20 protein-coding genes, 1 tRNA gene and 1 rRNA gene are annotated in these 23379 nt (G+C 60.5%); 8 read left to right on the forward strand and 14 right to left on the reverse strand.

The window, feature by feature from the left end:
• Positions 1-2 precede the first annotated feature (2 nt).
• From rrf to ACM64M_RS09445, 3 genes are all read left to right on the forward strand, one after another.
• A 5S ribosomal RNA gene (gene rrf / locus ACM64M_RS09435) occupies positions 3-117 on the forward strand.
• 201 nt (positions 118-318) lie between these two features.
• A tRNA-Met gene (locus ACM64M_RS09440) sits at positions 319-395 on the forward strand.
• Between the two features lie 192 nt (positions 396-587).
• The gene (locus ACM64M_RS09445) at positions 588-1175 is read left to right on the forward strand and encodes an HD domain-containing protein (protein WP_416228435.1); all 588 of its coding nucleotides are present in this window, start codon (positions 588-590) and stop codon (positions 1173-1175) included.
• A gap of 286 nt (positions 1176-1461) precedes the next feature.
• Here the strand turns inward: ACM64M_RS09445 and ACM64M_RS09450 are convergent, their stop codons facing one another.
• The 10 genes from ACM64M_RS09450 to ACM64M_RS09495 form a co-directional block, all read right to left on the reverse strand.
• Positions 1462-2520 (reverse strand): hypothetical protein, encoded by a 1059-nt coding sequence (locus ACM64M_RS09450; protein ID WP_416228436.1) that lies wholly within the window; start codon positions 2518-2520, stop codon positions 1462-1464.
• Positions 2521-2727: 207 nt separating this feature from the next.
• Positions 2728-4560 (reverse strand): methyl-accepting chemotaxis protein, encoded by a 1833-nt coding sequence (locus ACM64M_RS09455; RefSeq protein WP_416228437.1) that lies wholly within the window; start codon positions 4558-4560, stop codon positions 2728-2730.
• Between the two features lie 115 nt (positions 4561-4675).
• Positions 4676-6484 carry a methyl-accepting chemotaxis protein gene (locus ACM64M_RS09460; RefSeq protein WP_416228438.1) on the reverse strand — a complete coding sequence of 603 codons (1809 nt, stop codon included), beginning with the start codon at positions 6482-6484 and terminating at the stop codon, positions 4676-4678.
• Entirely contained in the window at positions 6481-8037 is a 1557-nt protein-coding gene (locus tag ACM64M_RS09465) for a putative bifunctional diguanylate cyclase/phosphodiesterase (RefSeq protein WP_416228439.1), read from the reverse strand. The genes ACM64M_RS09460 and ACM64M_RS09465 overlap by 4 nt, the downstream gene beginning before the upstream one ends.
• 122 nt (positions 8038-8159) lie before the next feature.
• Complete coding sequence (locus ACM64M_RS09470) at positions 8160-9023, reverse strand: CheR family methyltransferase (protein WP_416228440.1); 864 nt, start codon at positions 9021-9023, stop codon at positions 8160-8162.
• A gap of 6 nt (positions 9024-9029) precedes the next feature.
• A complete protein-coding gene (gene cheB, locus ACM64M_RS09475; protein ID WP_416228441.1) occupies positions 9030-10241 on the reverse strand; it encodes a chemotaxis-specific protein-glutamate methyltransferase CheB in 1212 nt (403 codons plus the stop codon).
• Positions 10238-10603 carry a response regulator gene (locus ACM64M_RS09480; protein WP_416228442.1) on the reverse strand — a complete coding sequence of 122 codons (366 nt, stop codon included), beginning with the start codon at positions 10601-10603 and terminating at the stop codon, positions 10238-10240. Before ACM64M_RS09480 ends, cheB begins: the two co-directional genes overlap by 4 nt.
• An 84-nt stretch (positions 10604-10687) precedes the next feature.
• The gene (locus ACM64M_RS09485; protein ID WP_416228443.1) at positions 10688-11128 is read right to left on the reverse strand and encodes a chemotaxis protein CheW; all 441 of its coding nucleotides are present in this window, start codon (positions 11126-11128) and stop codon (positions 10688-10690) included.
• On the reverse strand, positions 11128-13560 hold the full coding sequence (locus ACM64M_RS09490; RefSeq protein ID WP_416228444.1) for a chemotaxis protein CheA: 2433 nt from the start codon (positions 13558-13560) through the stop codon (positions 11128-11130). Before ACM64M_RS09490 ends, ACM64M_RS09485 begins: the two co-directional genes overlap by 1 nt.
• A 59-nt stretch (positions 13561-13619) precedes the next feature.
• On the reverse strand, positions 13620-15026 hold the full coding sequence (locus ACM64M_RS09495; protein ID WP_416228445.1) for an MATE family efflux transporter: 1407 nt from the start codon (positions 15024-15026) through the stop codon (positions 13620-13622).
• Between the two features lie 124 nt (positions 15027-15150).
• On the opposite strand from ACM64M_RS09495, the gene ACM64M_RS09500 reads away from it, so the two are divergent.
• The gene (locus tag ACM64M_RS09500) at positions 15151-15927 is read left to right on the forward strand and encodes a class II aldolase/adducin family protein (RefSeq protein WP_416228446.1); all 777 of its coding nucleotides are present in this window, start codon (positions 15151-15153) and stop codon (positions 15925-15927) included.
• A 55-nt stretch (positions 15928-15982) separates the two neighbouring features.
• Positions 15983-16543 (forward strand): (2Fe-2S)-binding protein, encoded by a 561-nt coding sequence (locus ACM64M_RS09505; RefSeq protein WP_416228447.1) that lies wholly within the window; start codon positions 15983-15985, stop codon positions 16541-16543.
• Positions 16544-16549: 6 nt separating this feature from the next.
• Here ACM64M_RS09505 and ACM64M_RS09510 read toward each other — a convergent pair whose 3' ends face one another.
• On the reverse strand, positions 16550-18712 hold the full coding sequence (locus tag ACM64M_RS09510) for a TonB-dependent receptor (protein WP_416228448.1): 2163 nt from the start codon (positions 18710-18712) through the stop codon (positions 16550-16552).
• A gap of 160 nt (positions 18713-18872) precedes the next feature.
• On the opposite strand from ACM64M_RS09510, the gene arsC reads away from it, so the two are divergent.
• Positions 18873-19217: an arsenate reductase (glutaredoxin) gene (gene arsC / locus ACM64M_RS09515; protein WP_416228449.1), complete on the forward strand. Its 345-nt coding sequence runs from the start codon at positions 18873-18875 to the stop codon at positions 19215-19217.
• 6 nt (positions 19218-19223) lie between these two features.
• Here arsC and ACM64M_RS09520 read toward each other — a convergent pair whose 3' ends face one another.
• Positions 19224-20513 (reverse strand): MFS transporter, encoded by a 1290-nt coding sequence (locus tag ACM64M_RS09520; protein WP_416228450.1) that lies wholly within the window; start codon positions 20511-20513, stop codon positions 19224-19226.
• Between the two features lie 144 nt (positions 20514-20657).
• Complete coding sequence (locus ACM64M_RS09525; RefSeq protein WP_416228451.1) at positions 20658-21476, reverse strand: hypothetical protein; 819 nt, start codon at positions 21474-21476, stop codon at positions 20658-20660.
• An 81-nt stretch (positions 21477-21557) separates the two neighbouring features.
• On the opposite strand from ACM64M_RS09525, the gene lipB reads away from it, so the two are divergent.
• Positions 21558-22250 carry a lipoyl(octanoyl) transferase LipB gene (lipB, locus tag ACM64M_RS09530; protein WP_416228452.1) on the forward strand — a complete coding sequence of 231 codons (693 nt, stop codon included), beginning with the start codon at positions 21558-21560 and terminating at the stop codon, positions 22248-22250.
• Positions 22247-22558 carry a hypothetical protein gene (locus tag ACM64M_RS09535; protein WP_416228453.1) on the forward strand — a complete coding sequence of 104 codons (312 nt, stop codon included), beginning with the start codon at positions 22247-22249 and terminating at the stop codon, positions 22556-22558. The genes lipB and ACM64M_RS09535 overlap by 4 nt, the downstream gene beginning before the upstream one ends.
• A 124-nt stretch (positions 22559-22682) precedes the next feature.
• On the opposite strand, the gene ACM64M_RS09540 is transcribed toward ACM64M_RS09535, so the two are convergent.
• Positions 22683-23372 carry a hypothetical protein gene (locus ACM64M_RS09540; protein WP_416228454.1) on the reverse strand — a complete coding sequence of 230 codons (690 nt, stop codon included), beginning with the start codon at positions 23370-23372 and terminating at the stop codon, positions 22683-22685.
• Between the last annotated feature and the right edge of the window lie 7 nt (positions 23373-23379).

Below are 23379 nucleotides of genomic sequence, written 5' to 3' on the forward strand. Positions count from 1 at the left end.
TGCTTGGTGGTCATGGCATCTGTGACCCACCCGATCCCATCTCGAACTCGGCCGTGAAACCAGATTGCGCCGATGGTACTATGTCTTAAGGCATGGAAGAGTAGGTCGCCGCCAGGCATTGAAGCCAGCGATAGCGCGGGAAATAACCCATTCACTAGTCAACAGGGCTGTCCCGCAAGGGCGGCCCTTTTGGCGTCTTTACGCTCCGGCGGCAAAGACGCGCGCTGATCGAAGCCAACAGCTTCGCAAAGCCGACCGGCCATCCTCAGCAGCGCGTCCCTCAGGTCGCGCGAGCAAGGATAGCCAGCAAAACGGTATCGCGGGATGGAGCAGTCCGGTAGCTCGTCAGGCTCATAACCTGAAGGTCGTAGGTTCAAATCCTACTCCCGCAACCAGCGCAAATTTCGCCGCTATTGGGTCGCAGCCACAAGGTTGAGCTTGGCTTTGCGACGGGCAAGCGGGCGTCGTTACGCTTGTGCCGTGCGCAGCCCCTTTACGATCCCGACGTTCCCCCATAGCCAGCAAAAAGCCGCTTGCAGCTTCGCTGTTAGGCGTGTGACCTTGTGGCTACCATGATGGACGAAAGCATGACCGATACTGCCATTCCCTTGCTCACAACCCGCTTCGATGATGCTTTGGTCTATGCCAGCACGGCGCATCGAACGCAGCTGCGCAAGGGCGGTGCCGTCCCCTACCTTGCGCATCTGCTTGGCGTCGCGGCGATTGCATTGGAAAATGGCGCGGATGAGGATCAGGCGATTGCGGCTCTGCTGCATGATGCGGTCGAGGATCAGGGTGGGAAGGCGCGGCTCGAAGACATCCGCGCGCGCTTTGGGGAGCGCGTCGCCCAGATCGTAGATCACTGCACCGATAGCGATGTTGAACCCAAGCCCGCATGGCGTCCGCGCAAAGAAGCCTATATCGCCAGCCTACGGTCAAAGCCGGTCGCCTCATTAGAGGTGAGCATTGCGGACAAGACGCACAACGCCGCTGCGATCAACACCGATCTGCGTGCGCATGGCGATCCAGTGTGGGACCGCTTCACCGGAAAGAAGGCGGGGACCCTGTGGTATTATCGCAGCCTTGCCGATGTCTTCGCTGAACTCGTCCCCGGCACCGCCAGCGCCCGATTTGAACGCGAAGTTGCGGAGATGGAGCAATTGGCGGGTGGGTGAGTGTCCTGAACTCGGCCCCGCGGGGCTGGCATTGCTCAGAGTGCGGTCAAATTTTCCTACACGTTGACGTCGCGCTATATCCGCGGCGGTTCTTTGATATCGTCAAAAATATTGCCAATTTCCGGCCCAGAGACGCGGGCGATGCTTTCCCTTGTTGGAAAAGTGTCAAGCGGTTGCTGCGACTGGCGGTGTGGAATAGCTTATTGATATATAGCTATTTGTTGCCCGTTTCACCCCTGAAAGCCTGCTTGATACACTGGGTGATGTGTCAAGCAGATTGGCCGCCTCACCAGCCGCGATCGCGCAGCAGCGGCACCATCAGCGTGTTCAGCGCGCGCGCCAGAAACGCCAGACCTGCCCGGCGGATAGGGGGAAGGTGGCGCGCATAGACGGCCATATATTCGATTTCGCTGCGCGCGCCGCGCATTTGCTTGAACTTGCCCGCGCCCGCTGATCCGTTGAAGCGCAGGCCGCGCACCATCGCCCACTCCGACGCCATATAGCTGGCAATCCGGTACAGCGCTTCGGATTGCGGGCGCGCCATATCATAGCCGAGCAATGGCACCGCAACGATCCCGCCAGCGGCGCGCATCCCGCAAACTGCCATGATGCGCCCGCCCGGCTCCCGCGCGATCCTGTAATGCAGCAATCCTGTGCGCGCACTGGCATCGATAAACGCCGGGGTGAAAACCGGATTGATCGCGGAATAGCGCCCGACATAAAGCTGGCGATAGAGGTCGGCAATGCGTTCGCATTCCTGCGGCGTGAAAGCCTCCGGCTCCTCGACCAGCAACCCAGATTTGTTCAGCGCGCGGCGGTCATTGGCGGTGTTGTTGCGTTTCTTCCATTCGCATCTGAGATCGTCCGTCACCCAGATCTGGCGCGCGGGTAACAGCATCCAGCCATCATCGCGCACGGTTTCCAGCAATTGCGGGCAACTCCATTGATCCAGCGAGCGTATAATGAGCAGCCGGTCGGGGAATTCCGCCGCCAGATGCGCCCGCATCTGCGGCAAACCCTGACCCGACCAATCGCCGTGCAGATTGGTCGACAGCAGCCAATTGTCGAGATGCACCGCGTGGTTGATCCGCACCCCATGCAGCAGCGTGCTGAGCGTGGCGAGCACGCCCTTGGCAGCGGTGCGCCCCGCGCCGATGCCGATAATGTCGATCTCATCGCGCGCATACAGCACGTAATGGCTGTGCGGACTGACCACATAACTCTGCCCATAGCCGCCGCTTTCCACTGTCACCGGCAACGACCAGCCACCATAGCGCAGCACCATCGGGGTGGAGGCGACATTGCGGATCAGGCGCTGCGGTCCCGCTTTGGCCAACTCCGCCATGAAATCCCCTGCAGGCGTGCCGCTGGCGACCATAGCCTCGGGCGCATGAATAGACTGCGGCGTGAAAACAGCCTCCGCGCCCCTTTTCGCGAGGTGCGCCGGTTCTGCGTGCGGCATTGCCAAACTGGCCGATGGGGCAGTGATATTTTCGATGCGCATGGCGCTGTTTGCCGCCCGCGCTTTGCAGATGCGTGACAGTGCCGAAGATCAGGCTTCGCGGACCTGCCTCAGGAAGTCCTTGACTTGCTCGCTCAGGGTAGATGCCTGATTTTCCAGATCATTCGCGCTTGCCAGCACCTGACTTGCGGCGGCCCCGGTGGATAGGGACAATTCCCTAACGTCGGCGATATGCCCCGCCACGGTGGCGGTGCCGTGCGCGGCGAGGTCGATATTGCGGGCCAGATCCTGCCCCGCGACCGATTGCTGATTGACGGCGGTGGCGATGGCGACCGCGCTTGAATCGAGTTCCTTGACCTGCGCCGCAATCGCCTGAAGCGCGCCCACGCTGGCCCCGGTCTTGTCCTGCATGGCGCGGATCTGATCGGCGATCTGTTCGGTGGCGCGGCTGGTCTGCATGGCCAGTTCCTTGACCTCGCTGGCGACCACGGCAAAGCCGCGACCGGCTTCACCGCCGCGCGCCGCTTCGATCGAGGCGTTGAGTGCAAGGAGATTGGTGCGCTGGGCGATGGTCTGGATCAATTCGACGATCTGGCCCACTTGCTGTGCCGATGCGGCCAGCGCCGAAATCGTGACATCGGCCTCCTCGGTTGCATCGCTGGCGAGCCGGGCAAGTTTGCTGGAAGAGGAAGCCTGAGCGCTGATTTCGCCGATAGAAAGAGCAAATTCATCGGACGCGGCCGCCGCTGCGGTCGCGCCGACATTGGCGGTTTCCATATGCTGCGCCAGATCGCTGGTGCGCGCGCTGGCCTTTTCGGCGGTGGCGGCCATGGCCACGGCGGTGGTGCCAAGTTCGGCAGTGGCCGCCGCAACCTTGCCCACGACTTCGCCAACGGTGCGGTCAAGCCGCTGCGCGACTTCGCCCAGCAACGCGGCGCGGCGCTGTTCGGCCTCGCTGCGCTCTTGTTCGCGTTCGCTTTGCAGGCGGATGGTTTGCTCTGCCTGTTCGGCCCTTTCGCGCGACAGCATTTCGATGCGTTCGCCGGCCCGTTTGAACAGGTTGAGTGAGCGCAGCATTTCGCCGATTTCGTCGCGGCGGTCTTCACCGGCGATGGCGAAATCGCGGTCACCCTTGGCCAGCCGGGCCATCCCGTCCGAAATCTCGGCAATCTTGCGCGAAAAATCATGCGACAAATAGCGCAGCCCTGCAAACAGGATCGCGGTCGCAAGTGCGGCCAGTGCGGCAAGTATGACGATCATATAGGTGAAATAGGTGAGCGCGGTCTGTTCAATCCGTTCGCGCTGCGTGTTCAGATCATCGGCCAGTTTGCGCGTGTCTGCAATCAGCGAGTCTCCGCGACCGCCCAGCCGCCTACCAAGCGTGGTCAGGCGGTCCATATCGGCGCCCTGAGCCTGCGCTGTGATTACGGCGATAAAGGCATCGTTGTAATCGACAAGGTTGGATTTGAGACGCCGGACTTCCGGGATAAAGGCGGGCAAGTCATCCTGTGCGACCGCTTCGATTGCGTCGATCTTGCTCTTCGCAGCTTCATAGCTGGAGCGTTGCCGGTCGAGGACCTGAGCCTCGCCAACGAACATGAAGAGCGCAGAATTATAGCGCAAATCACCAGCAATGCTGCGCAATTCGGCGGATTCATAAAGCGCATGATTGGCATTGGCCAAAGCAGAGTAGCGCAGATACAATTCGCCCAGGCCAAGCGCCAGCACCAAAGCCATCGCAAATCCTATGCCAAAGAATGTGCCGAATATGGCATTGACCTTGCTGCGAATAGTGAGATTGCGAAACCAGTCTGCGCGGCCGGGAATGCTGCCGTGCGCGGGCGCAGTGGGCGGAACAGGCTGTTCCTCTTGCTCCATCTGCGGCACCATCATCTTCATCGACACATCCCAGTGCGGGGCCATTTTGCGCGGCGGACCCCGTCATTGCCGTACCAACGCCCGCAGCCTCAACGGCCGGCGGGCTGGACCTATGTGTGAACGAAAATCCTTTACAAAGACTTGCCAGCCAGACTTCGCTCTAGCCCCGGACCTGCGCCATGAACTTGTCGACCTGCACCCGCAAAGTGCTCGCCTGCTTTTCGAGCGCGGTCGAACTTGACAGCACCTGGCTGGCGGCAGATCCGGTCGAGATGGATAGCTCGCGCACTTCCTTGATATGCGCCGAGACCTGTTCGGTCCCCCGCGCCGCAAGGTCGATGCTGCGCGCCAGATCCTGACCGGCGACCGATTGTTGATCGACGGCGCTGGCGATGGCCACGGCGGTGGTTTCGAGCTGCTGGACTTCGCTGGCGATAGAACGCAGCGCGCTGACGCTGGCACCGGTGGTGCTTTGCATGGCGCGGATCTGTTCGGCGATCTGTTCGGTCGCGCGGCTGGTTTGCATCGCCAGCTCTTTGACTTCGCTGGCCACCACGGCAAAGCCGCGTCCGGCTTCGCCGCCGCGCGCCGCTTCGATCGAGGCGTTGAGCGCAAGGAGATTGGTGCGCTGGGCGATGGTCTGGATCAATTCGACGATCTGGCCCACTTGCTGTGCCGAAGCATCCAATGCAGCAATCGTTGCATCGGCCTCGTTCGCGGATAAAGTCGCCTTGCGCGCCAGTTCGGCGGAGGACGCGGCCTGACGACTGATCTCGCCAATCGACATCGCAAATTCATCCGAAGCGGCTGCGGCTGCGGTTGCTCCGGAATTGGCTTCTTCCATCGACGCGGCGACTTCTGAGGTTCGCAGGCTCGATTGTTCGGCTGTGGCTGCCATCATTGTTGAAGTGGATTGAAGCTGGCTTGAAGCGCTGGCAACCCCGCTTACCACTTCGCCGACCGTGCGTTCAAACTGTTCTGCGACGCTGCGCAGCGCGCGTTCGCGTTCCTGCCGCGCCTCTTCCTGTTGCTGTTGCAAGCGGGTTTGTTCATCGAGCTGGGCGCGCGCTCTTTCCGCGCGTTCGCTGCTCATGCGTTCAAGTCGCTGTCCGGCGCGGTGGAAAATGACCAGCGCTCGGGACATTTCGCCAATCTCGTCGCCGCGTTCCTGGCCGGCAATTTCAATCTTGGTCTCGCCCCGGGCAAGCTTGCTCATCTCGCCCGCCATATTTTTGAGCGCGCCGCCGACATTGCGGTCGAAATAGCGTTGGGCGATCATGGTCAGCACGGACAGAACGGCGGCAAGTCCAACGCACAACCACAGCAGCGTTGTAATCAGGTCCGAACCCGAATCTGACATCGTGTCGGCATCTTTGCCCAACAGCGCTGCCATGTCGCGCGCCGCTTCAAGCGCTGCACCGCCAGTAGAGTTCACTTCGGCCCTCTGGCTGGCGCGGCGATCAGCGCTGGTGTCTGGGTCAAAGGCATTGATCTGACGGCGGAAATCTTCGACGGCTGCTTCGATCAGCGCCAGCCGGTCAAAGGCCTGCATATTGGTGTCGATCACCATTTCGCGCAGCTCCGCGAGTTTGGCATCGGCGAGTTCGAGCTGGGCAAGGGCAGAGCCTTCGCGCTCTGGATCGCCGGTGGCCACCAGGTTTTCCGCGTGGCGGGTCGCTTCGGAAATATCGACCACCAGCCGTTCTGACGCCAGCGCGTGATCGTGGGTGACGTTGATCTTCTCAGCGCGCGCGCCCACCTGCATGAATCCCGAGATGATGAACACCCCGGCAATCAGCGCAAACGCGAGGTTCACGCCGAAAAACCACGTGATCTTCTGGCCAATCGACAAATTGGCGAAGCGATGACGCAGCTTGCCAAGCCTACCAGCCACGGCGCCGCCTTCGTCTGGCTTCGTTCCTGCCTGTTCAGCTTGAAGGTCGATGGCGATTTCCTGCAAAGCGCTCATGCTGCTTTCCCACCCTTTTTCAATGTATCAGAATCAACCGCACCGGCGACTGCCAGGTCTGCGTTTTGTCGCTCAATCAACTCGTCAATGTCAGCAGCGGGCATGGCCTTGTAATACAGCCACCCCTGAATCTGGTCGCATCCTGCCAGCCGCACCATGTCGGCTTGCTCGATGGTTTCGACCCCTTCTGCCGTGACGCCCATCTTGAGCGCGCGGGCGACCGCGATGCTGGACAACATCATTGCGCGGCTGCCATCATCCTGACCCGCGTCCACCACCAGACTGCGGTCAAGCTTAAGCTTTTCAAAGCGGAACTGGCGCAGGAACCCGATCGAGGCATAGCCGGTCCCAAAGTCATCGAGTGAAATGCGCACGCCAAATTTGCGGATCACGTCCAGACTGCGTTCGGCCACCACCGGGTCGAGCACCAGACACGTTTCGGTCACCTCAAGTTCGAGCAGATGCGGGGGAAAGCCTGTCTCTTCGAGAATTTCACCCAGCTTGATCGGAAATTCGGGGTTGCGCAGCTGCGCTGCGGAAATGTTCACCGACAGGGTGATGCCCTTCCACCGGCGCGCGGTGCACACCGCTTCGCGCAGCACCCACAGGCCGATAGGGTTAATAATCCCCGATTCCTCGGCCACCGGAATGAACACGGCGGGGCCGATATTGCGGCCGTCCTTGCGGTTCCAGCGCAGCAGCGCCTCAACCGCGACAATTCTGCCTCCAACCGCATCGACCAGCGGTTGATAGGCGATTTCAAACTCACCGTTGGAAAGCCCGCCGCGCAGTTCATCTTCAAGCTCGCGCACGGCTTCGCGGCGTTGGTCAAAACTTTCGTTGAACCATGTGCAGCGCATCTTGCCGCCGCGTTTGGACATATACATGGCCACGTCCGACCGGCGCAGCATTTCCGAGGATGGCAGGCGGTTGTCGGCGGTGCTGCGTGCGAGCCCGATGCTGGCACCGACATTGATCTGAAGCGCACCGACATTCACCGGCGATTGCAGCTGTTGCAGCAATGTCCGGCAAATCCCTTCGAGGATGGTGCCAGCCACCCGGCCATGCATTACGGCCGCAAATTCGTCCCCGCCAAGCCGATAGCAGCGCGCTTCATTTGCGCATGCTTTCTGCAGCAGCCTTGCGCATTGCTGGATCAATTGATCGCCGACCGCGTGGCCATAATGGTCATTGACCTGTTTGAAACTGTCGAGATCGATCAGCGCAATCGCCACTTCTTCCCTGGATTGTGAGAGCCGCTCGACATCGGCGTGCAGGGCCCGGCGATTGGGCAGTTTGCTCAATGTGTCGGTGCTCCCAAGCGATTCCAGCTCGCGCACATTGGCAATACCATTGCGACTGAGTAGAAAAATCGTTGCCGCGTAGACCAATGTGCCCGCGATCAGCAGAGCGCTGGGTGAGGCAAATTCGAGCGTATCGCTCGCGATCACAACCAGCGCGACCAGAGCAAACACCAGCGAAACCGTGGCCAAGGGCACCAGCACCAGCCCGACCGGGGTCAGGCGCAAGGGTTTGCTCGGATTTGGCACCATGGCTCCTGCTGTCGGCGCTCAAACGCGCGTTTGCGATAACCCGTTTCCTAAAGAGCATTGGCTAATGAAGGGTAAAGCGAGACGCTCTACATCGGTAAAAGCCTGCAGGTGCGCGTTAATTTTCAGGCCTGAGCGAAGGCCGAACTGCGCGCCGCGCAGTCCGCAATTTCATAAAGGCTGGCGCGGTGCGGCGACGGCACAAATGCGCGGGTCTGGCCCACCACCGTTTCACCTGCGCCCAACATCAGGAAACCATCGCGCGCCAATCCGCTGGACAATCGGTCAAACGCCAGCTCCCGCGTCGAGCGGTCGAAATAGAGCAACACGTTGCGACACAGGATCAGATCAAACCGCTGACGGGCGGGCGGATCGTTCAGCACATTATGCTGTTGAAATCGGGTGATATGCCGGACGTGATCGCGGATCTGCCAGCCGTCCGGCGTTTCGTCAAAATGCCGCAGCATCTGCGCGACGCCCAGCCCGCGCTGGACCTCGAATTGGCTATACAATCCGGTGCGCGCCGTGCGGACTGCGCTATGCGAAACATCGGTGCCCAGAATGTCGATGGTCCAGCCCTGCCAGCGCTCTTTCTGATCTTCGAACAGCATCGCCAAGGAATGGACTTCCTGTCCGGTGGAGCAACCTGCACACCAGATTGAAATGCGTTTCGCATGTTCGCGACTGCGCGCCAATTCGGGCAGCACCTGGTCAGGTATCTGGTCAAATGTAGGCTTGTCACGGAAGAAATAGGTTTCGTTGTTGAGCAGGGCCTCAACCACTTCGGATGCCAGATCGTGATCGTGGCTTCGGCGGCGCGGCACATCAAGCATGCAGACAAGCTGGTCGATATTGCTGATCCCGTGCTGACGGAACACCCCGCCAAGCGCGGTGCCGATGCGCCAGCGGCGGCTTTCGGTCAGCTGCTGACCGGTTTGCGCGCAAAGCAGTTCAGCAATAATCTGATAGGAGGCTTCGCTGACTTCCATAGCGGATCAGGCGGGCATGTTCGCCGGGTCGCGGGAAAACGCCGCGAATTGCGCCATGATCGCCATACCCAGCGCATCGGGAGAGGCGATGAGGCTGGTCAGACCGGCTTTGGCGACCGCGCCCGGCATACCCCAGACTGCGCTGCTTTCTGCATCCTGCGCCCAGACCGAACCGCCCGCTGCGACCAGATCTTCCGCCCCTTCGACCCCGTCGCGTCCCATGCCCGACAGGATCACGGCCAAAGCCCGGCCTTCGCAGGCCACCGCAAGACTGGAAAGCATCGGGCTGACCGAAGGAAGGCAACCGCTCGGCGCAGGAATAGCGGAAATTCCGGTAACCAGCCGATCACCAATGCGGCGTGCGATCATGTGGCCGTGGCCGGTCGCAATGGCGATTTCACCTTTGCGAATTTCGGTGCCGTCTTCGGCGATATGCGTCGGGCGTCCGCTGGCGACTTCGATTTGCCGCGCGAACACGGGGATGAAGGAGCTCGGCAAATGCTGAGTAATCAAGATCGGGAGATCGAATTCGGGGGTGAGTGCGCGCAGCATCACGTTGAGCGCGTGGATACCTCCGGTTGAAGCTCCGATTGCGAGCACATCCGGGTGTTTGGTGCGGCGCTGGCTGCGCGTGGACAGCGGCTGATCCGGATTGCCGCCGATTGGGGCGGTTGCAGGTGCCAGTGCGGACGATGCAGCGGCAGCATCAGACCGCTCGGCTAATGCTTCGTGGCTGCCCAGTGCGCGGATCTTGGCCAGCATCTGGCTACGATATTCTTCGGTAAATCCGCCTGGACGCGGTTTGAGCATGGTGTCCGCCGCGCCGGTCGACAAGGCCTGCACGCTTGCCTCGGCTCCGTCTTCGGTGAGCGAGGAGACCACCATCACCTGTGCATTGGGCGCAGCTGCAAGGATCGCGGGCAAGGCTTCGAGCCCGCCCATGCCCGGCATTTCGAGGTCGAGTAGGATGACATCGACATCGGCGCGCTGCAATTGGGCGATGCCGCGTTCCGCGCTGCTGGCGGTTTCGGCCACGACCATGGCACCGTCGCTTTCGACCATGCGTTTGAAAATGGTCCGTACGGTCAACGAATCGTCAATCAGCATGACTCGGATTGCGTCTGCAGGGCGCACCTTGACCGACCAATCAGATTGCCCGTCGGTTAGCGGATCGGCCCCCTTGAGCAGGCGCGAGGCAGAGGGCACTCTTGCGTTCATGCGAAACCAACCAATTGCAATTTTATCTGGAGGGTTTCGTGGTCGAAGGGTTTCATCACATATTCATCGGCGCCAGCGCTGATCGCCTCGCGGATATGGGCGACATCGTTTTCGGTGGTGCAGAACACCACCTTGGGCTTGTCCCCGCCGGGACGCTTACGCAACTGGGTGATGAATTCGATCCCGGTCATCACCGGCATGTTCCAGTCCAGCAGAACCACATCCGGCATCTCGGCCTCGCACGCATCGAGGCCCAATTGGCCATTCTCCGCTTCGTTGACGGCAAAATCGAGCCTTTCGAGAATATGCCTCGATACCTTTCGGATCACGCGTGAATCGTCGACGATAAGGCAAGTTCGCATGGCTATTCCTTCGATCTGGCCGGTCATCTGGCCTGAATCATGATCGCATTGACCCGAAATTAAGCTCAGAAGGTAAGTATTGGATTAAGCAGCGGCTCCGATTGCTTCTGGTCCTCTGATCAGCGCGGCGAGGTCGATCAGCAGCGCCGGGCCGGTGCGGGTTTCGATCATTCCAGTGGCGACCCGCGACCATTCCTGGCCAAAACCACCGGGGATATCCCCGACTTCGTCCATGCCGGTGGTGATGTCTTCGATGGAATCGATCCGCAGCGCATAAGAATACCCATCCACCGCGACCACGATGGCGCGATCGTCACATGGCCATTGCTCCGGGTCGAAGCCCAATGCGAGGCGGCAATCGATCACGGTCAACGCCTGGCTGCGCATCGCAGTGATCCCGGCGATGAATTCGGGCGCGCGCGGCACAGGCGAGATTGCGCCGATTTCTATAACGGATTGGACATCATGTGCGCGCAACGCGCAGCGTCGGCCGGCGATCTGAGTCATGACAAGCAGATCATTCATCACCTTTTCCCTTCCGCATTGCGAACCTTGTTCAGCGCCTCGATCAATCCATCTCGGTCATAGCGGTAAACCGTTTCCGCATGGGCTGGCGCGGCGGGCACTTCGCGCAACCGGATGACCGGAGAGGTGAATTCCATATCAAGCGCGAGCGCGGCCTCATATTCGTCGTCGAACAGGATCGTCACAGCTTCGCTCGCCGCGCCGCTCTGTTTGCCCGAACCCGCGGCGATCTCATATCCGGCAGAGGTGACCAGCGGTGCCAGAATTGTGCGCGACCAGTCAGTGTCGGGGATGCGGCACAGCGGTTTTGACGCCGCTTCGGGCGCTTCACCGTAACGCGCAAACAATTCATGGCCATCCACCAGCGATACGGTCTGACCGCGCACGAGCGTGACCGCTTCGATTAGCGGATCATCGGCGACCGGTTTGAAGGTTTCGGTCAGTTCGGCCGCGTCATCGATGTCGCGCACCGCGTGGAGCAACTCGCATGATCCATCGGTCAGCCTGAGCAGCCGCAGCTTTTCGGCTGGCAAGGGTCCATCGGGAAGCCCGATCAGCGGCAGGATCACGCCATCGATCACCGCGCGCGGCGAACCCGCCGACAGATCAATCGCCGAAGCGGGTGCCGTTTCGATGCGCTGCACCAGTTCCAGCCGGATCGCGCAGCGGCGACCGGCAAAATCGGTAAACAGCATCGCCCGGCAGATGTCCTTGGCTGCGACTTTCGCAGAGTCATCGGCAAGTTTGAGCACGCGGCTGCGCGCGTCTGACACCAGCCCATAACGCCCGGCGACATTGGTCACATCCAGCAGCAGCACCGGCTGTCCGTCGTCAAGCAGGGTCGAGCCTGCGTACAGCCCGCTTTTCATCACCGCAGGCGCCAGCGGTTTCACCACCAGATCGCCATGCGAATGGATGCGGTCCACCGCCAGCGCAAACAGATCGCCGCTGGCAAGCCGCAACAACACCATTGTGTGTTGCCCTTCGGCAATATCGCCAACGGGCAGGCCAAGCACTTCGGTCAACATCAGGCACGGCACCCGCGACCCGCGAAATGTCACCAGCGCCGTTTCCCCGATGCGCGTGAAATCGAGCGCTTTGGAAGATGCGTGAATGATTTCTTCGACATAGCTTTGCGGGATCGCAAAGCGCTGATCCCCTATCTCCACCGTCAGCCCGGCGATAATGCTGAGCGTCAACGGAATTTGCAGCGTGAACAGCGTGCCGACCCCGTTTGAACTGGTCACTTTGATGCTGCCGCCAACCCGTTCCAGGTTCTGCCGGACCACATCCAGTCCAACCCCGCGCCCCGAAACATTGCTGACGGCGGCGGCGGTTGAAAAGCCCGGTTCAAAGATCAGCTGGAGGATCTTCTCGCGCGTCATCCCGGCGCGTTCGGAAGCGGATATGAGGCCGGTCGCAACCGCTTTTTCCGCGATCCGTTGTTCGTCGAGCCCGTTTCCATCGTCGCTGACCACAATCGAGATCGTGTTGCCAGATTGGCGGGCGGCGATCGACAACAGGCCAATCTCGCGCTTTCCGACCGCGAGGCGGCTGGAGGGCGGTTCGATCCCGTGGTCGACCGCGTTGCGAATGAGATGGGTGATCGGGTCGCGGATCGTTTCGATCATTTCGCGGTCCAGTTCGACTTCGCCCCCTTCGAGGTCGATCATCACCTGTTTGCCCAGATCCGCCGACAGATCGCGCACCAGTCGGGGCAGCGCGCTGAACAGCGTCTCGATCCGCTGCATCCGCATCCGTGTGATTGCATCGCGGACATCGGCAAGGATTGTGGTGAGCCGTTCAAACGGCCCGTCAATCGTCGGCTGAGTGCCTGCCTGACGCAGCCGGTGTGCCAGATCGTTGCGCGCCAGAACCATGTCGGAAACGCCGCTCATCACCCGGTCGAGCAATTCGACGGGCAAACGAATGGAGCGCTGCGGCGCGGCTGCATCTGCTTTTCTGGATGCGGAGGGATCCACGGCGGCATGTTCGCCCGTATCCGACAACGCGCTGGCGGGGTCATGCGCAGGAGCCGCGTCCATGTCATCGAGGGCAATCTCTGCCCCCGGTTCCAGCGCGGCAATCAGCGCCTCATCGCCGCCCTCGGGAAATTCTTCGCCTGCTTCGATCGCGGTGACCATTTGCGCGATCCGATCGATGATGGCGAGCACTGCAGTAACCAGCGCGCTGTCTGGATCACGGCGACCCGCACGGCAATCGGCGAGCGCATCTTCGGCGGCGTGGCTGAGCCCGGCGAGACGGGGAAAATCGAAGAAGCCGCAATTGCCCTTTACCGTGTGGACAAAGCGGAAAATGGTGTCGATGCGCGCGCGGTCTGCCGGGTCGGCCTCCCACGCGACGATTTCGCCGACGCTGGCTTCCAGCATCTCCCGTGTTTCCGCGACGAAATCCGCCAGCAGGTCGTCCATGACGCGCGTGCCCCTTTTACAGTCGGATACATCTATGGACGGGGATGGTTAACGAAAGCCTACTTTGGCGATCTTCCCGGCGTGTCGGGCGCGCGGCGGACCAGCACCCAGTAAATGAGCAGCACACCGGTCAGCGCGCCAAACAGATTGGCGACCAGCTCTGCGCTGTAAATGGCCGCGCTGCCCCAGTCATCCAGAAACAGCCACGCGGCGGGCAGCATCACCAGAAACACCCGCAAGGCCGATTGTCCCAGCGCAAAGGCCGCCTTGTCGACCGCGTTGAGAATCCCATTGGCAACGATCAACAGCCCGAACCCGGCATAGCCCCACGCGGCGATTTTCAGATAAAGCGCGAATTCGCGGGCAACGGCGGCATCATCTGTAAACAGATAGGCGAGGAATTCGCCGCCCGTCACCATCGCCGCTGCAATGGCAAGCCCCCACAGGATACAGAATCCAAAAGCATAAGCGGCGGCCATTCGGGCGCGGCCAAATTCGCGCGCGCCCCAATTTTGTCCTACGATTGCGCCGATTGCCCCTGACAGCGCCAGCAAGGGCACCACCGCGAAACTCTGCAACCGGCCCGCCGCGCCGAACCCCGCCACCGCCGCCTCCCCCTCGAGCGCGACGAGCGCAGTGAGGATCGATAGGCCAAGCGGGTTGATCGCGTTGGAGAGTGCGGCGGGCCCGGCGACTTTCAGGATCGCCGTCGCTGGATCGATCAGACGGCATTTGCGCAGCAGCACCAAATCAAGCGGCAATGCGGTGCTTCGCATCAGCAAGGCCGCCGCCGTCAGCCCGCAAACCCAGCCGATAATCGTGGCGTAGGCTGCGCCTGCAATTCCGAACCCTTCAAATCCAAAGGCTCCGGTGATCAGCAGCGGGTCGAGCACCCAGTTTGCCGCCGCATAAGTGATCGAAACCAGGCTGGTCCGCCGCGCCTCGCCCTGTCCTCGCAGCACCCCGTTGAACCCCATGATAACAAGGATCAGTGGCAGGCCCAGCGCATAGGGCTGCATATAGGCACGGATCAACGGGCGCAGGTGTTCCGGCGCGTTCATCAACGCAAACAGCGGATCGATTAGCGCAAACAGCCCCAGCCCCAGCGCCAGCCCGCAGGCGAATGCAAACACGATCCCGAAATTGGCGCGCTGCGCGGCGCGGTCGCTGTCGCCTTCGCCCAGCGCGCGCGCAACCACCGAATTGATCCCAACCATGACCCCGACGCCCAGCGACGACAGCGCCACCGCAATCGGAAAGATAAAGGCAATCGCCGCCAGTTGAGCGCTGCCCAATTGTCCGATGAAATAGGCATCAACCAGACCGATCGACATGATCGCAGCAACGCCGATAATCGCGGGCAGGGTCTGGCCGATAAGGTGCCCCGTTACGCTGCCCGTGGTCAGCTTTGCGGTGGCCGCCATTGCATTGGCGGGCTGGGCAGGAATAGCATTGAGGTCGCTCATCTGAGACTTGCGCCTAGCCGCGCGGTGGAGGCTTGGCAAAGTCAATCTTGGGCGAAACACTTGTGCAGAAACGCGGTGCCATGCGATAGGAACGCCAAAGTCAAAAGGCAGAGAGGATTCCCGCATGGCAACGCAGCTCAAACCCAGCACCAGTCTCGAAGGGCAAGTCAGCAAGGAAGAATGGCAGGCGCGCCTCGACCTGGCCGCGTGTTACCGCATCTTCTATCACCTTGGCTGGTCGGAATCGATCTACAACCACATCTCCTTGAAAGTGCCGGGAGAAGAGGGCACCTTCCTCATCAATCCGTTTGGCCTGCTCTATGATGAAGTGACCGCCAGCAATCTGGTCAAGATCGACGTCGAGGGCAACAATGTCGGCGGATCGCCCTATATGGTGAACAAGGCCGGTTTTACTCAGCACGCCTATTTCCACAAACATCTGGGCGCGCGCGCCGACGCAATCTGCCATGTCCACACCACCGCAACCATGGCGGTGTGCAGCCACAAGGGCGGATTGTTGCCGACCAATTTCTACGCCTGCAATTTTCAGGGCCAGATCGGTTATCACGATTTCGAAGGCGTCACCGTCCGCGCTGAGGAAGGTGAGCGGCTGGTCGAAAACCTTGGCGATCACACCATCCTGATGCTGCGCAACCATGGCCCGGTGGTGATGGATAAGCGAATTCAGGGTATGTTTGTGAAGATGTGGGCGCTGCAACGCGCCTGCGAAATTCAGGTGGCGACGCTGGGGATGGGCGATCCCAACATCGTGCCGCAGGACGTCGTCAACGTGCATCAGCGCGACCTGCACGTCATGCAATCGCAGGGTGGCGCCGGGATTTTCGACTTCGAGGCGTGGAAACGCAAGATCGACAGGATCGACGATAGCTGGCGTTCGTAACGCTGCTCAGTCTGGCCCGCGTTCCTTGTTTTATCCCTTTGCATAAGGTGCGCCAATGCCGCGCATGACCATCAATGATCGCCCGGTCGAATTCGACCTCGATCCTGAAATGCCGCTGCTTTATGCCTTGCGCGAGGCGGCGAACCTCACGGGCACCAAGAGCTGCGGTGGGGGTGATTGTGTGGGGGCGTGCATGGTGCTGGTCGATGGCACCGCCTTGCGGTCTTGCCGAATCTCGCTGGCTGAGGCGGAAGGGCGGTTGATCACCACGATCGAGGGACTGTCGCGCGACCGTTCGCATCCGTTGCAACAGGCAATGGTGGCCGAACAGGCAATTCAGTGCGGATATTGCACGCCGGGCGTCGTCATTGCAGGCGCAGCCCTGTTGCAACGCAATCCCGCGCCGAGCAAGGCAGAGATCGAAAGCGCGCTAACCAATCTGTGCCGCTGCGGGGTCTATCCCCGATTGGTCCGCGCGGTTCAACGCGCCGGGCGCGTGATCCAGCGCCGCGAAAGCATCAGCGCAGCGCCCGCCCCAGGTATCAATGCCGCCGATGCAGCGCAGCAGGTGCCGGCGTTAAGGGTGGCCCCGGACCCCGCAGGATCCGGGGAATAGCGCGCGTCAGAACCGACCGGTTACCGCAAATCGCGCATTAATCGGCGCGCCAACGGTAACGTTATGCGTCGCATGCGAATTCGGGAAATACAGCGTGTCGGTCAAGTTTTCGACATTCACCTGCACTCGCAGATTGTCCGACACGTCATAATAGGCCGCTGCGTCGATGCGTGTGTATGCGGGCAGAGTGGCATTGTTGCCATTGTCGACAAAGCTTTCATCCTGATGCGTCAGGCCCAATCCGATGCCAAACCGGTCGGTTACCTCCACCTGGTTCCAGATCGAGAACATGTTTTCCGGCAATTCGCGTGGGCGCAGGCCGGTAGGACCGGCGCGGTTTATCTGCTCGCCATCAAGGAAGCTGTAACCCGCTGAAACCGACCAGCCGGGCGTGACCTTACCCTGCAATTGGAGTTCAAACCCCTGAATTTCGGAATCGATCACGTCGAGCGTCGAGGGATCGGCATCATTGGGCTGCGGCGAGCTTTGCCGGATTTCGAAAATGGCCGCAGTCAGGCTGAGGGCATTGGCAAAGTCCCATTTGACCCCGGCTTCGAGGTTTTCAAAACTGTCAGGGTCAAGCGCATTGTTGGCACCGTTGATATTGGCAAATTGTTCGCCCGAGCGCGGCAGAAAGCTTTCCGAATAGCTTGCATAGATCGAGATATTCTCCATCGGTTTCAGGATCAGGCCGCCGCGCGGTGAAAATTCCTCATCCTTGCGGCTGCGCAGGTCCGATGCCGGGACGTTGAGCACTTCGATATCGAAACTGTCGAACCGTCCGCCGACGACCAGATTGAGCCAGTCGGTCAATTCAATCTCATCCTGAAAATAGACCGACAGCACATCAATTTCGACCTGCGTGAAATCGTTGAGAACGCTGAATGTATTGGTCGTGGGAACGCCCGCTGCGTTCACCCCCGCATTACCGCGAAGCGGGAAGGGCCGCACCGCAAGGAAGGTTTCAAGATCGTCCTGGCTGGTGTCGAAGAACGAATTGAAACGGTCTTGATCCGAAGAGGTGCCGATATATTCCGCGCCAAACAACAATGTGTGTTCGATGCTGCCGGTTTCAAATTCGCCGATGAAATTGGCCGATAGGATCAGGTTTTCACGCTGCGTTGTGTCGATATAGCCATCGATCGTGACCACATTGGTCGCAGGATCATAGGCAACCGGGAAAAAGTTTGAATAGACCTTGTCATAATCGCCGTAAAACGCGCTGAAGACGCCTTTGAAATTCTCCGAGAAATTGTGCTGGAGGTTGGCGCGCAGCAAATGCGCCTCCAATTCGGTGAAATTGTTTTCGGGGTCGCCAAACACCACATCCTGCAACGCTTCGACTGGGCGGCCATTCGCGCCGGTAACGATCCCGCGGTCGATGAAACGTTCTTGATCTGCAAATTCATAAGAGAGGTCGAGCAGCGTGTCCTCTCCCAAGGCGATACGGGCAGTGGGGTTAAAGCCGATCCGGTCGCCATCGTAGAAATCGCGGTGATTGTTCAGATTTTCGTACGCGGCATTGACCCGCAAAGCGACATTTTCGCTCGCCGAAAGGTTGATGTCGCCCTGAACGCTGAATTCGCCGAATGTATCGACCGCGACCTGACCGCCGCCGAAATTTTCGCCCAGCGCACCTTTCTTGGTCACCCGGTTGAGGATTCCGCCAGTGCCACCGCGCCCGAACAGCAAAGCGTTGGGGCCGCGCAGGATTTCGACCTGCTCCAGATTGTAGAGGCCGCGGTAATATTGCACGTCGTCGCGGACCCCATCGATGAAGAAATCGGCGGTCGAGCGCACCCCGCGAAATACGATGGCATCGCGGTGGCCTTCGCCTTGGGAGGTGCTGACGCCCGGCGTGTAGTCAATGATCTGGCCGATGCTGGTAAAGCCGCGCTCGGTGATTTCTTCCTGTGTGGTGATGGTCAGGCTTTGCGGCACGTCGATGATCGGGGTGGGGGACTTGACCGAATTGACCTGGCTCGATTGCAGAATGTCTCCGGTTACCAGAATATCCTCGCCCTGCGTTTCCATGATCGGACCGGCAGCGGGGATAAGGCTGCGGTCTTGAGCGGATGTTTCCTGCCCTGCGCTGTCATTTGCGGCGGCGGGGAAAGCGATGGCTGCGCAGGAAAGCAGCAGCGCAGCGCGTGAAATTGTGTGAATCATTGGAGTCCCTTCGGTCTGATGAATGAACTGCTATTGAAACCTACTCGCAAATGCAAATGAGAAATTGAGAATTATTCGCAAATGTCTTCGCTTGTGGCGAGCGCGTGCCCGATCGGATAAATTCAGGCGGCTGATTCGAACGTGAGAGGCAGGAAATCGAATGAAGGCGACGATCTGGCACAACCCCAATTGCGGCACCTCGCGCAAGACGCTGGCCATTCTTGAAAACCTCTCTGCGGTTGATCTGACCGTGATCGAATATCTCAAGACCCCGCCGTCCCGCGCGAAGCTGGCGCAGCTTTTTAACGATGCCGGTATGACCCCGGCCGAGGGATTGCGGCTGCGCGGGACCGACGCTGAAGAGCGCGGCCTGCCTGATGCCGATGCCGACACGATCCTGGATGCGATGGTGGCCGATCCGATCCTGATCAATCGTCCATTGGTCGAAACCGAAAAAGGCACGGCGCTGTGCCGCCCTCAGGATGAAGTGCTGAAATTGCTCTAAGGCGCCTTAATCTCTGTCCTGCGTCAGATCGCGGTCGGATTGCAGGCTGGTCCAGCCAAGCCCCACCACCGCCAGACACAGCGCAATGATAAGGCCAAAGCCCAGCCAATCGCTGACATTATATAGAAACACCCCCAGCGCAGGGGCGTAGATATAGCTGGCCCCAGCCACGCTGGCGACGATGCCCGATGCCTGTCCCTGTTCGGCGCGGGTGACGGCGAGCGAGGTGCCCGCCGTGGTGCCGGGCCTAAACAGGCCAAAGCCAAGCGAGGCAATTGCATAGCCCAGAGCGATCATGTGCAGATTACCCGCCGCTCCCACGATTGCGGTTCCCAATGCGGCAACCATGATGCCCGACAATGTCGCCGCGCGCGGACCCAGATTGAAACGCGGGATCAGCCCCCATTGCGCCAGCAAAGTCGCAATCGCACCCGACATCAGCACCAGCCCCACCGGCCCCGCTCCTTCGGCAGGGGTGTCGCGCAGGCCCAGCCGGTCGAGCACGAGAAAGCCCGAAATGCCGAGCACCATCGCCTGCGCATGCCCCCCGACCAGCCCAGCAATCACCCAGGGCCGCAGCCGTGGTTCGTGCCATTTGAGGCGCGCGGGCTCTGGTCCATCCGGATCAAATTCATCGCCCGTATCCTGTTCCTGCATGGTCGGTGCGCCCGGTCCGCTGGAATAAGCGGTCGCCCTTCCGCGTGCTGCGAATTGCGGTTCATCATTGGGCAGTCTGAAACGCAGCAGGATCAGCGCCGCCAAACCGATTGCGGCAAAGCAGATAAACGGCCCCGTCAGGCCCAGTCCCATGAATGGCAAGACCATCAAAGGCGCGAGCGCGGGTCCGATAACCGTGCCCAATCCAAAGCTGGACGCGATCAACGATAGCGCTTTGGTGCGTTCCGCGCGCGGGGTGCGCGACGCGACATAGGCCTGCACCGCAGGCGGCGCTGCGCTGCCAAATCCGCCGTAAAGGCTCCGCGCAGCAGCAAAGGCAATCAGCGCCCAAAATGCCGACAGCCAGCCCGACAGCCCGGCAAACAGCGCCAGCCCGCACAGCGCCATCGAAACCACGAACCCGATCAGTCCCAGCGCCATCATCGCTTTGCGGCCGCGCCGGTCGGACCGCCGCGCCCAGATCGGCGCGCAGGCGACCCACAGGATCGCTGACCAACTGTAAGCGAGGCTGATCCAAACATCATCGACTTTGAGCGCGGTGCCGATCGACGGCATCACCGATTGCATGGCGGTGTTGCCCGCCGCAGTGACCAGCATCACCAGAAAAAGGAGCGCCATGCGACCGCCCGAAATCGGGCTCGATTGCGCCAGCGGAGCCTCTACACCGGCGGAAGTCGCGGACTTTTGTGTGTGATCGGGACTGCCCATAAAGCTAGGGCAGCACCATGCCGCATTGTGCCGCGCTGATCATGGTGGCGGGCCCTATTCGAAAGTGTCTTCGATAGCGGCGACGCTCGGCCCGGATAGCTGCGTAAACATCGCTACCGCCAGACCGCAAATGATCATGCCGCTGACCATTCCGGTCAGGCCATTGGCAAGGCCCGCAATGAGCAGCGCCAGTGTGCCCGTGCCCAGCAGCGCGGCGAGCACGCCGACAATCCCGTTGAACAACAGGCTGATGACAGTGAAAGCCACAAACAGCACGCCCCAGAACAGCAGGATTTGCCACTGTTTCGGCCCGGTGAGTCGAAAACTGGTGGTGATCGCGGTGATTGGATTGAGCGTGCCGCCCAACGCCAGCACCGGCATGCTGAGCGACATCCGTGCCATCAACCAGACCACGAAAATGAGCACCGGGATTATGCCGATAAAGCCCAGCGCTGGCGCTCCGGCCACTCCAACCAGCAGCGAAATCGGCAGAATGATGATAACCGCGCCAATCACATAAGCGATGGCGAACAGGATCATGATTGCCAGCGTGCTCGGCACAATTTTGAAACCGGTACCTAGCGCCTGCGCCACAGTGGGGCGATCCCCGCCCATCAGCGCGACCATCGCGCCATATCCGGCAAACTGGAACACCGCTGCAACCGCGCCAACCCCAAGCAAAGGGCCAACCAATTCGCCCATCCGCTCAGCGACGACTTCCTGATCGGCGGTGGGATCGGCGAGCATCTGAAAATCGGGGATCAACAAATAGATCGCCAAGGTCGGCAGCAGCACGAACATCGCAGCAATCACGATAAGCAGCTGAAAATTGTCACGCACCAGCTCAATCCCGCGCGACCAGACCGTGTTCATGTCGAAATTCATATGCCCTCCAGCACGCATCGCAAGCGGTTAACTCTTGATCTGACCGGTCAATGGCCCCACCGATGGGCAATGGCAAGCATTGCTCCTGATCTCTGCGATATTGGCATTATCGAATGGCAGCGTGAGCGCGAGCTCGTGCCTTATCGCACCGCCTTGACTGCGATGGAGCAGCGCGCCTGCGCGATTTCGGCGGGCGAGGCGGGCGAGTTGATCTGGCTGCTCGAACACCCGCCGGTCTACACCGCCGGGACCAGCGCCAACCCTGCCGAACTGGTCGATCCGCGCTTTGAAGTGGTCGAGGCCGGGCGCGGTGGGCGTTATACCTATCACGGTCCGGGCCAGCGCGTCGGCTATCTGATGCTGGACCTTGGCAAGCGCGGCAAGGACGTGCGCTGTTTCGTCCATGCAATTGAGGGATGGGTGATCGAAACCCTGTCGGATTTCGGGGTCGAGGCGTGGCGCGCCGAAGGCCGCGTTGGCATCTGGACGCGCGATATTGACGGGCGCGAGGCCAAGATTGGCGCAATCGGCGTGCGAGTGCGGCGCTGGGTCACGCTGCACGGATTTTCGGTCAATCTCGATCCTGACCTGTCGCATTTTGGCGGCATCGTGCCCTGCGGGATCGAGGAATTCGGGGTCACCAGCCTCGCGCGGCTTGGCAAATCAGTTTCGGCGGAGCAATGGGACGCGGCATTGATCGAGCGCGCGGACGGGTTTCTTGGCGTGCTTGAGGATGCTCGGCAAAAGGCTTTTTCACGATGACGCGAAAACTGGTTCCGCTCGCTTTTGCTGCCGCTCTGGCGCTTTCGGGCTGCGAGGAGGAAGCACCGAGCGACACTTCTGCCACCGGCGGCAAGGCTGCGGGCGAAGTGTTGGGCGGCACGATCAGCGATGACATGATCCCGCTTGATGAACTGACATCGACCTCGCCCCCCGCTGCGCCGCCGCGCGCCGCGCCGGGCGGGGACGCTGGTGCGCCGGGTGATGAATTACCGGACGGCGAAGCTGCGCCAGATGCGGCAGAGGCCGAAGCATCCGCAGATGCCCCGGCCCCCGAAACTGCGGAATAGTTTGCCCCAACGGGCACCGTCCTTTGACGAGCCGGAAAGGATGGCTGCTCCAGGATGATGGGGCGAGGTGCTGAATTGGCTGCTTGTGGGGGTGGGGAGCAGACATTGGCGACATCTAGACTGCCTAGCCCAAACTGGCCAGCCATATGCTGGGTCGACTCCACATGTCCGAAAAGGCCGCAATCGGCACTCTGGCAACGACCATGATAGCGAGCAGAGCCGCAAGAATATCAGATCTATGAAATCTTCCTGTTGTCATTTTTGAACGGAACGGACTAGCGAGCAACAGGATTGCCAGTAACACTCCAGCAGCGAGAGGCGCGGGAACGATCTGATAAGGCAAGGCGCCGGCTATCCTAAGAAGTGCAGGGCCCGCAAACAGGATCGTTGCCATGAGCATGAACCTCTTGTGCAGAGATCCATTAGATCTTCTCAGCGCGAACGCTGAGCCAGTTAGCAGCGTGATCGCCAATAAATTTGTCACGTTGATCAGACTTATCACTCTCAAGGTTAGAAGAGAGTCCGCTCCGCCTTCGTCAAGCAGGCGAGCAAAGAAGTCGAGCATCAGCAGGCTGCCGAAAATGAGAGTCGCAGGGATAACAACAAGAGCGGCTAGCCCAAGTGCCTTGTGCAGCCGAAAATTCTGATTTGCCGCGAGATGCGTCTGAACCACAAAGAGCACGACCCAAGCGCCCGCTGAAACCGCGTGCCAGTGGACCCAGGGATTGTCATGGGCGAACTGTAATTGCGCGAGAGGACTAAAATAGCTGGCCCAAAATCCAGCAATCGCAATCGCCAGGATCAACAAAGACATCAGTCCA

Source organism: Qipengyuania sp. ASV99 (assembly GCF_047872805.1).
In the GTDB taxonomy this organism is placed as follows: Bacteria; Pseudomonadota; Alphaproteobacteria; order Sphingomonadales; family Sphingomonadaceae; genus Erythrobacter.

What these genes read in the sequence shown, in the direction of transcription:
- ACM64M_RS09500 (WP_416228446.1), top strand. Translation starts at nt 15,151, where the DNA reads ATGGCAACGCAGCTCAAACCCAGCACCAGTCTCGAAGGGCAAGTCAGC.
- ACM64M_RS09510 (WP_416228448.1), bottom strand. Translation starts at nt 18,712, where the DNA reads ATGATTCACACAATTTCACGCGCTGCGCTGCTGCTTTCCTGCGCAGCC.
- ACM64M_RS09490 (WP_416228444.1), bottom strand. Translation starts at nt 13,560, where the DNA reads ATGGACGACCTGCTGGCGGATTTCGTCGCGGAAACACGGGAGATGCTG.
- ACM64M_RS09495 (WP_416228445.1), bottom strand. Translation starts at nt 15,026, where the DNA reads ATGAGCGACCTCAATGCTATTCCTGCCCAGCCCGCCAATGCAATGGCG.
- ACM64M_RS09450 (WP_416228436.1), bottom strand. Translation starts at nt 2,520, where the DNA reads ATGGCGGAGTTGGCCAAAGCGGGACCGCAGCGCCTGATCCGCAATGTC.
- ACM64M_RS09470 (WP_416228440.1), bottom strand. Translation starts at nt 9,023, where the DNA reads ATGGAAGTCAGCGAAGCCTCCTATCAGATTATTGCTGAACTGCTTTGC.
- ACM64M_RS09480 (WP_416228442.1), bottom strand. Translation starts at nt 10,603, where the DNA reads ATGCGAACTTGCCTTATCGTCGACGATTCACGCGTGATCCGAAAGGTA.
- ACM64M_RS09455 (WP_416228437.1), bottom strand. Translation starts at nt 4,560, where the DNA reads ATGGCCCCGCACTGGGATGTGTCGATGAAGATGATGGTGCCGCAGATG.
- ACM64M_RS09485 (WP_416228443.1), bottom strand. Translation starts at nt 11,128, where the DNA reads ATGAATGATCTGCTTGTCATGACTCAGATCGCCGGCCGACGCTGCGCG.
- ACM64M_RS09520 (WP_416228450.1), bottom strand. Translation starts at nt 20,513, where the DNA reads ATGGCGCTCCTTTTTCTGGTGATGCTGGTCACTGCGGCGGGCAACACC.
- ACM64M_RS09525 (WP_416228451.1), bottom strand. Translation starts at nt 21,476, where the DNA reads ATGAACACGGTCTGGTCGCGCGGGATTGAGCTGGTGCGTGACAATTTT.
- ACM64M_RS09535 (WP_416228453.1), top strand. Translation starts at nt 22,247, where the DNA reads ATGACGCGAAAACTGGTTCCGCTCGCTTTTGCTGCCGCTCTGGCGCTT.
- ACM64M_RS09460 (WP_416228438.1), bottom strand. Translation starts at nt 6,484, where the DNA reads ATGAGCGCTTTGCAGGAAATCGCCATCGACCTTCAAGCTGAACAGGCA.
- cheB (WP_416228441.1), bottom strand. Translation starts at nt 10,241, where the DNA reads ATGAACGCAAGAGTGCCCTCTGCCTCGCGCCTGCTCAAGGGGGCCGAT.
- ACM64M_RS09540 (WP_416228454.1), bottom strand. Translation starts at nt 23,372, where the DNA reads ATGTCTTTGTTGATCCTGGCGATTGCGATTGCTGGATTTTGGGCCAGC.
- lipB (WP_416228452.1), top strand. Translation starts at nt 21,558, where the DNA reads ATGGCAAGCATTGCTCCTGATCTCTGCGATATTGGCATTATCGAATGG.
- ACM64M_RS09505 (WP_416228447.1), top strand. Translation starts at nt 15,983, where the DNA reads ATGCCGCGCATGACCATCAATGATCGCCCGGTCGAATTCGACCTCGAT.
- ACM64M_RS09465 (WP_416228439.1), bottom strand. Translation starts at nt 8,037, where the DNA reads ATGGTGCCAAATCCGAGCAAACCCTTGCGCCTGACCCCGGTCGGGCTG.
- arsC (WP_416228449.1), top strand. Translation starts at nt 18,873, where the DNA reads ATGAAGGCGACGATCTGGCACAACCCCAATTGCGGCACCTCGCGCAAG.
- ACM64M_RS09445 (WP_416228435.1), top strand. Translation starts at nt 588, where the DNA reads ATGACCGATACTGCCATTCCCTTGCTCACAACCCGCTTCGATGATGCT.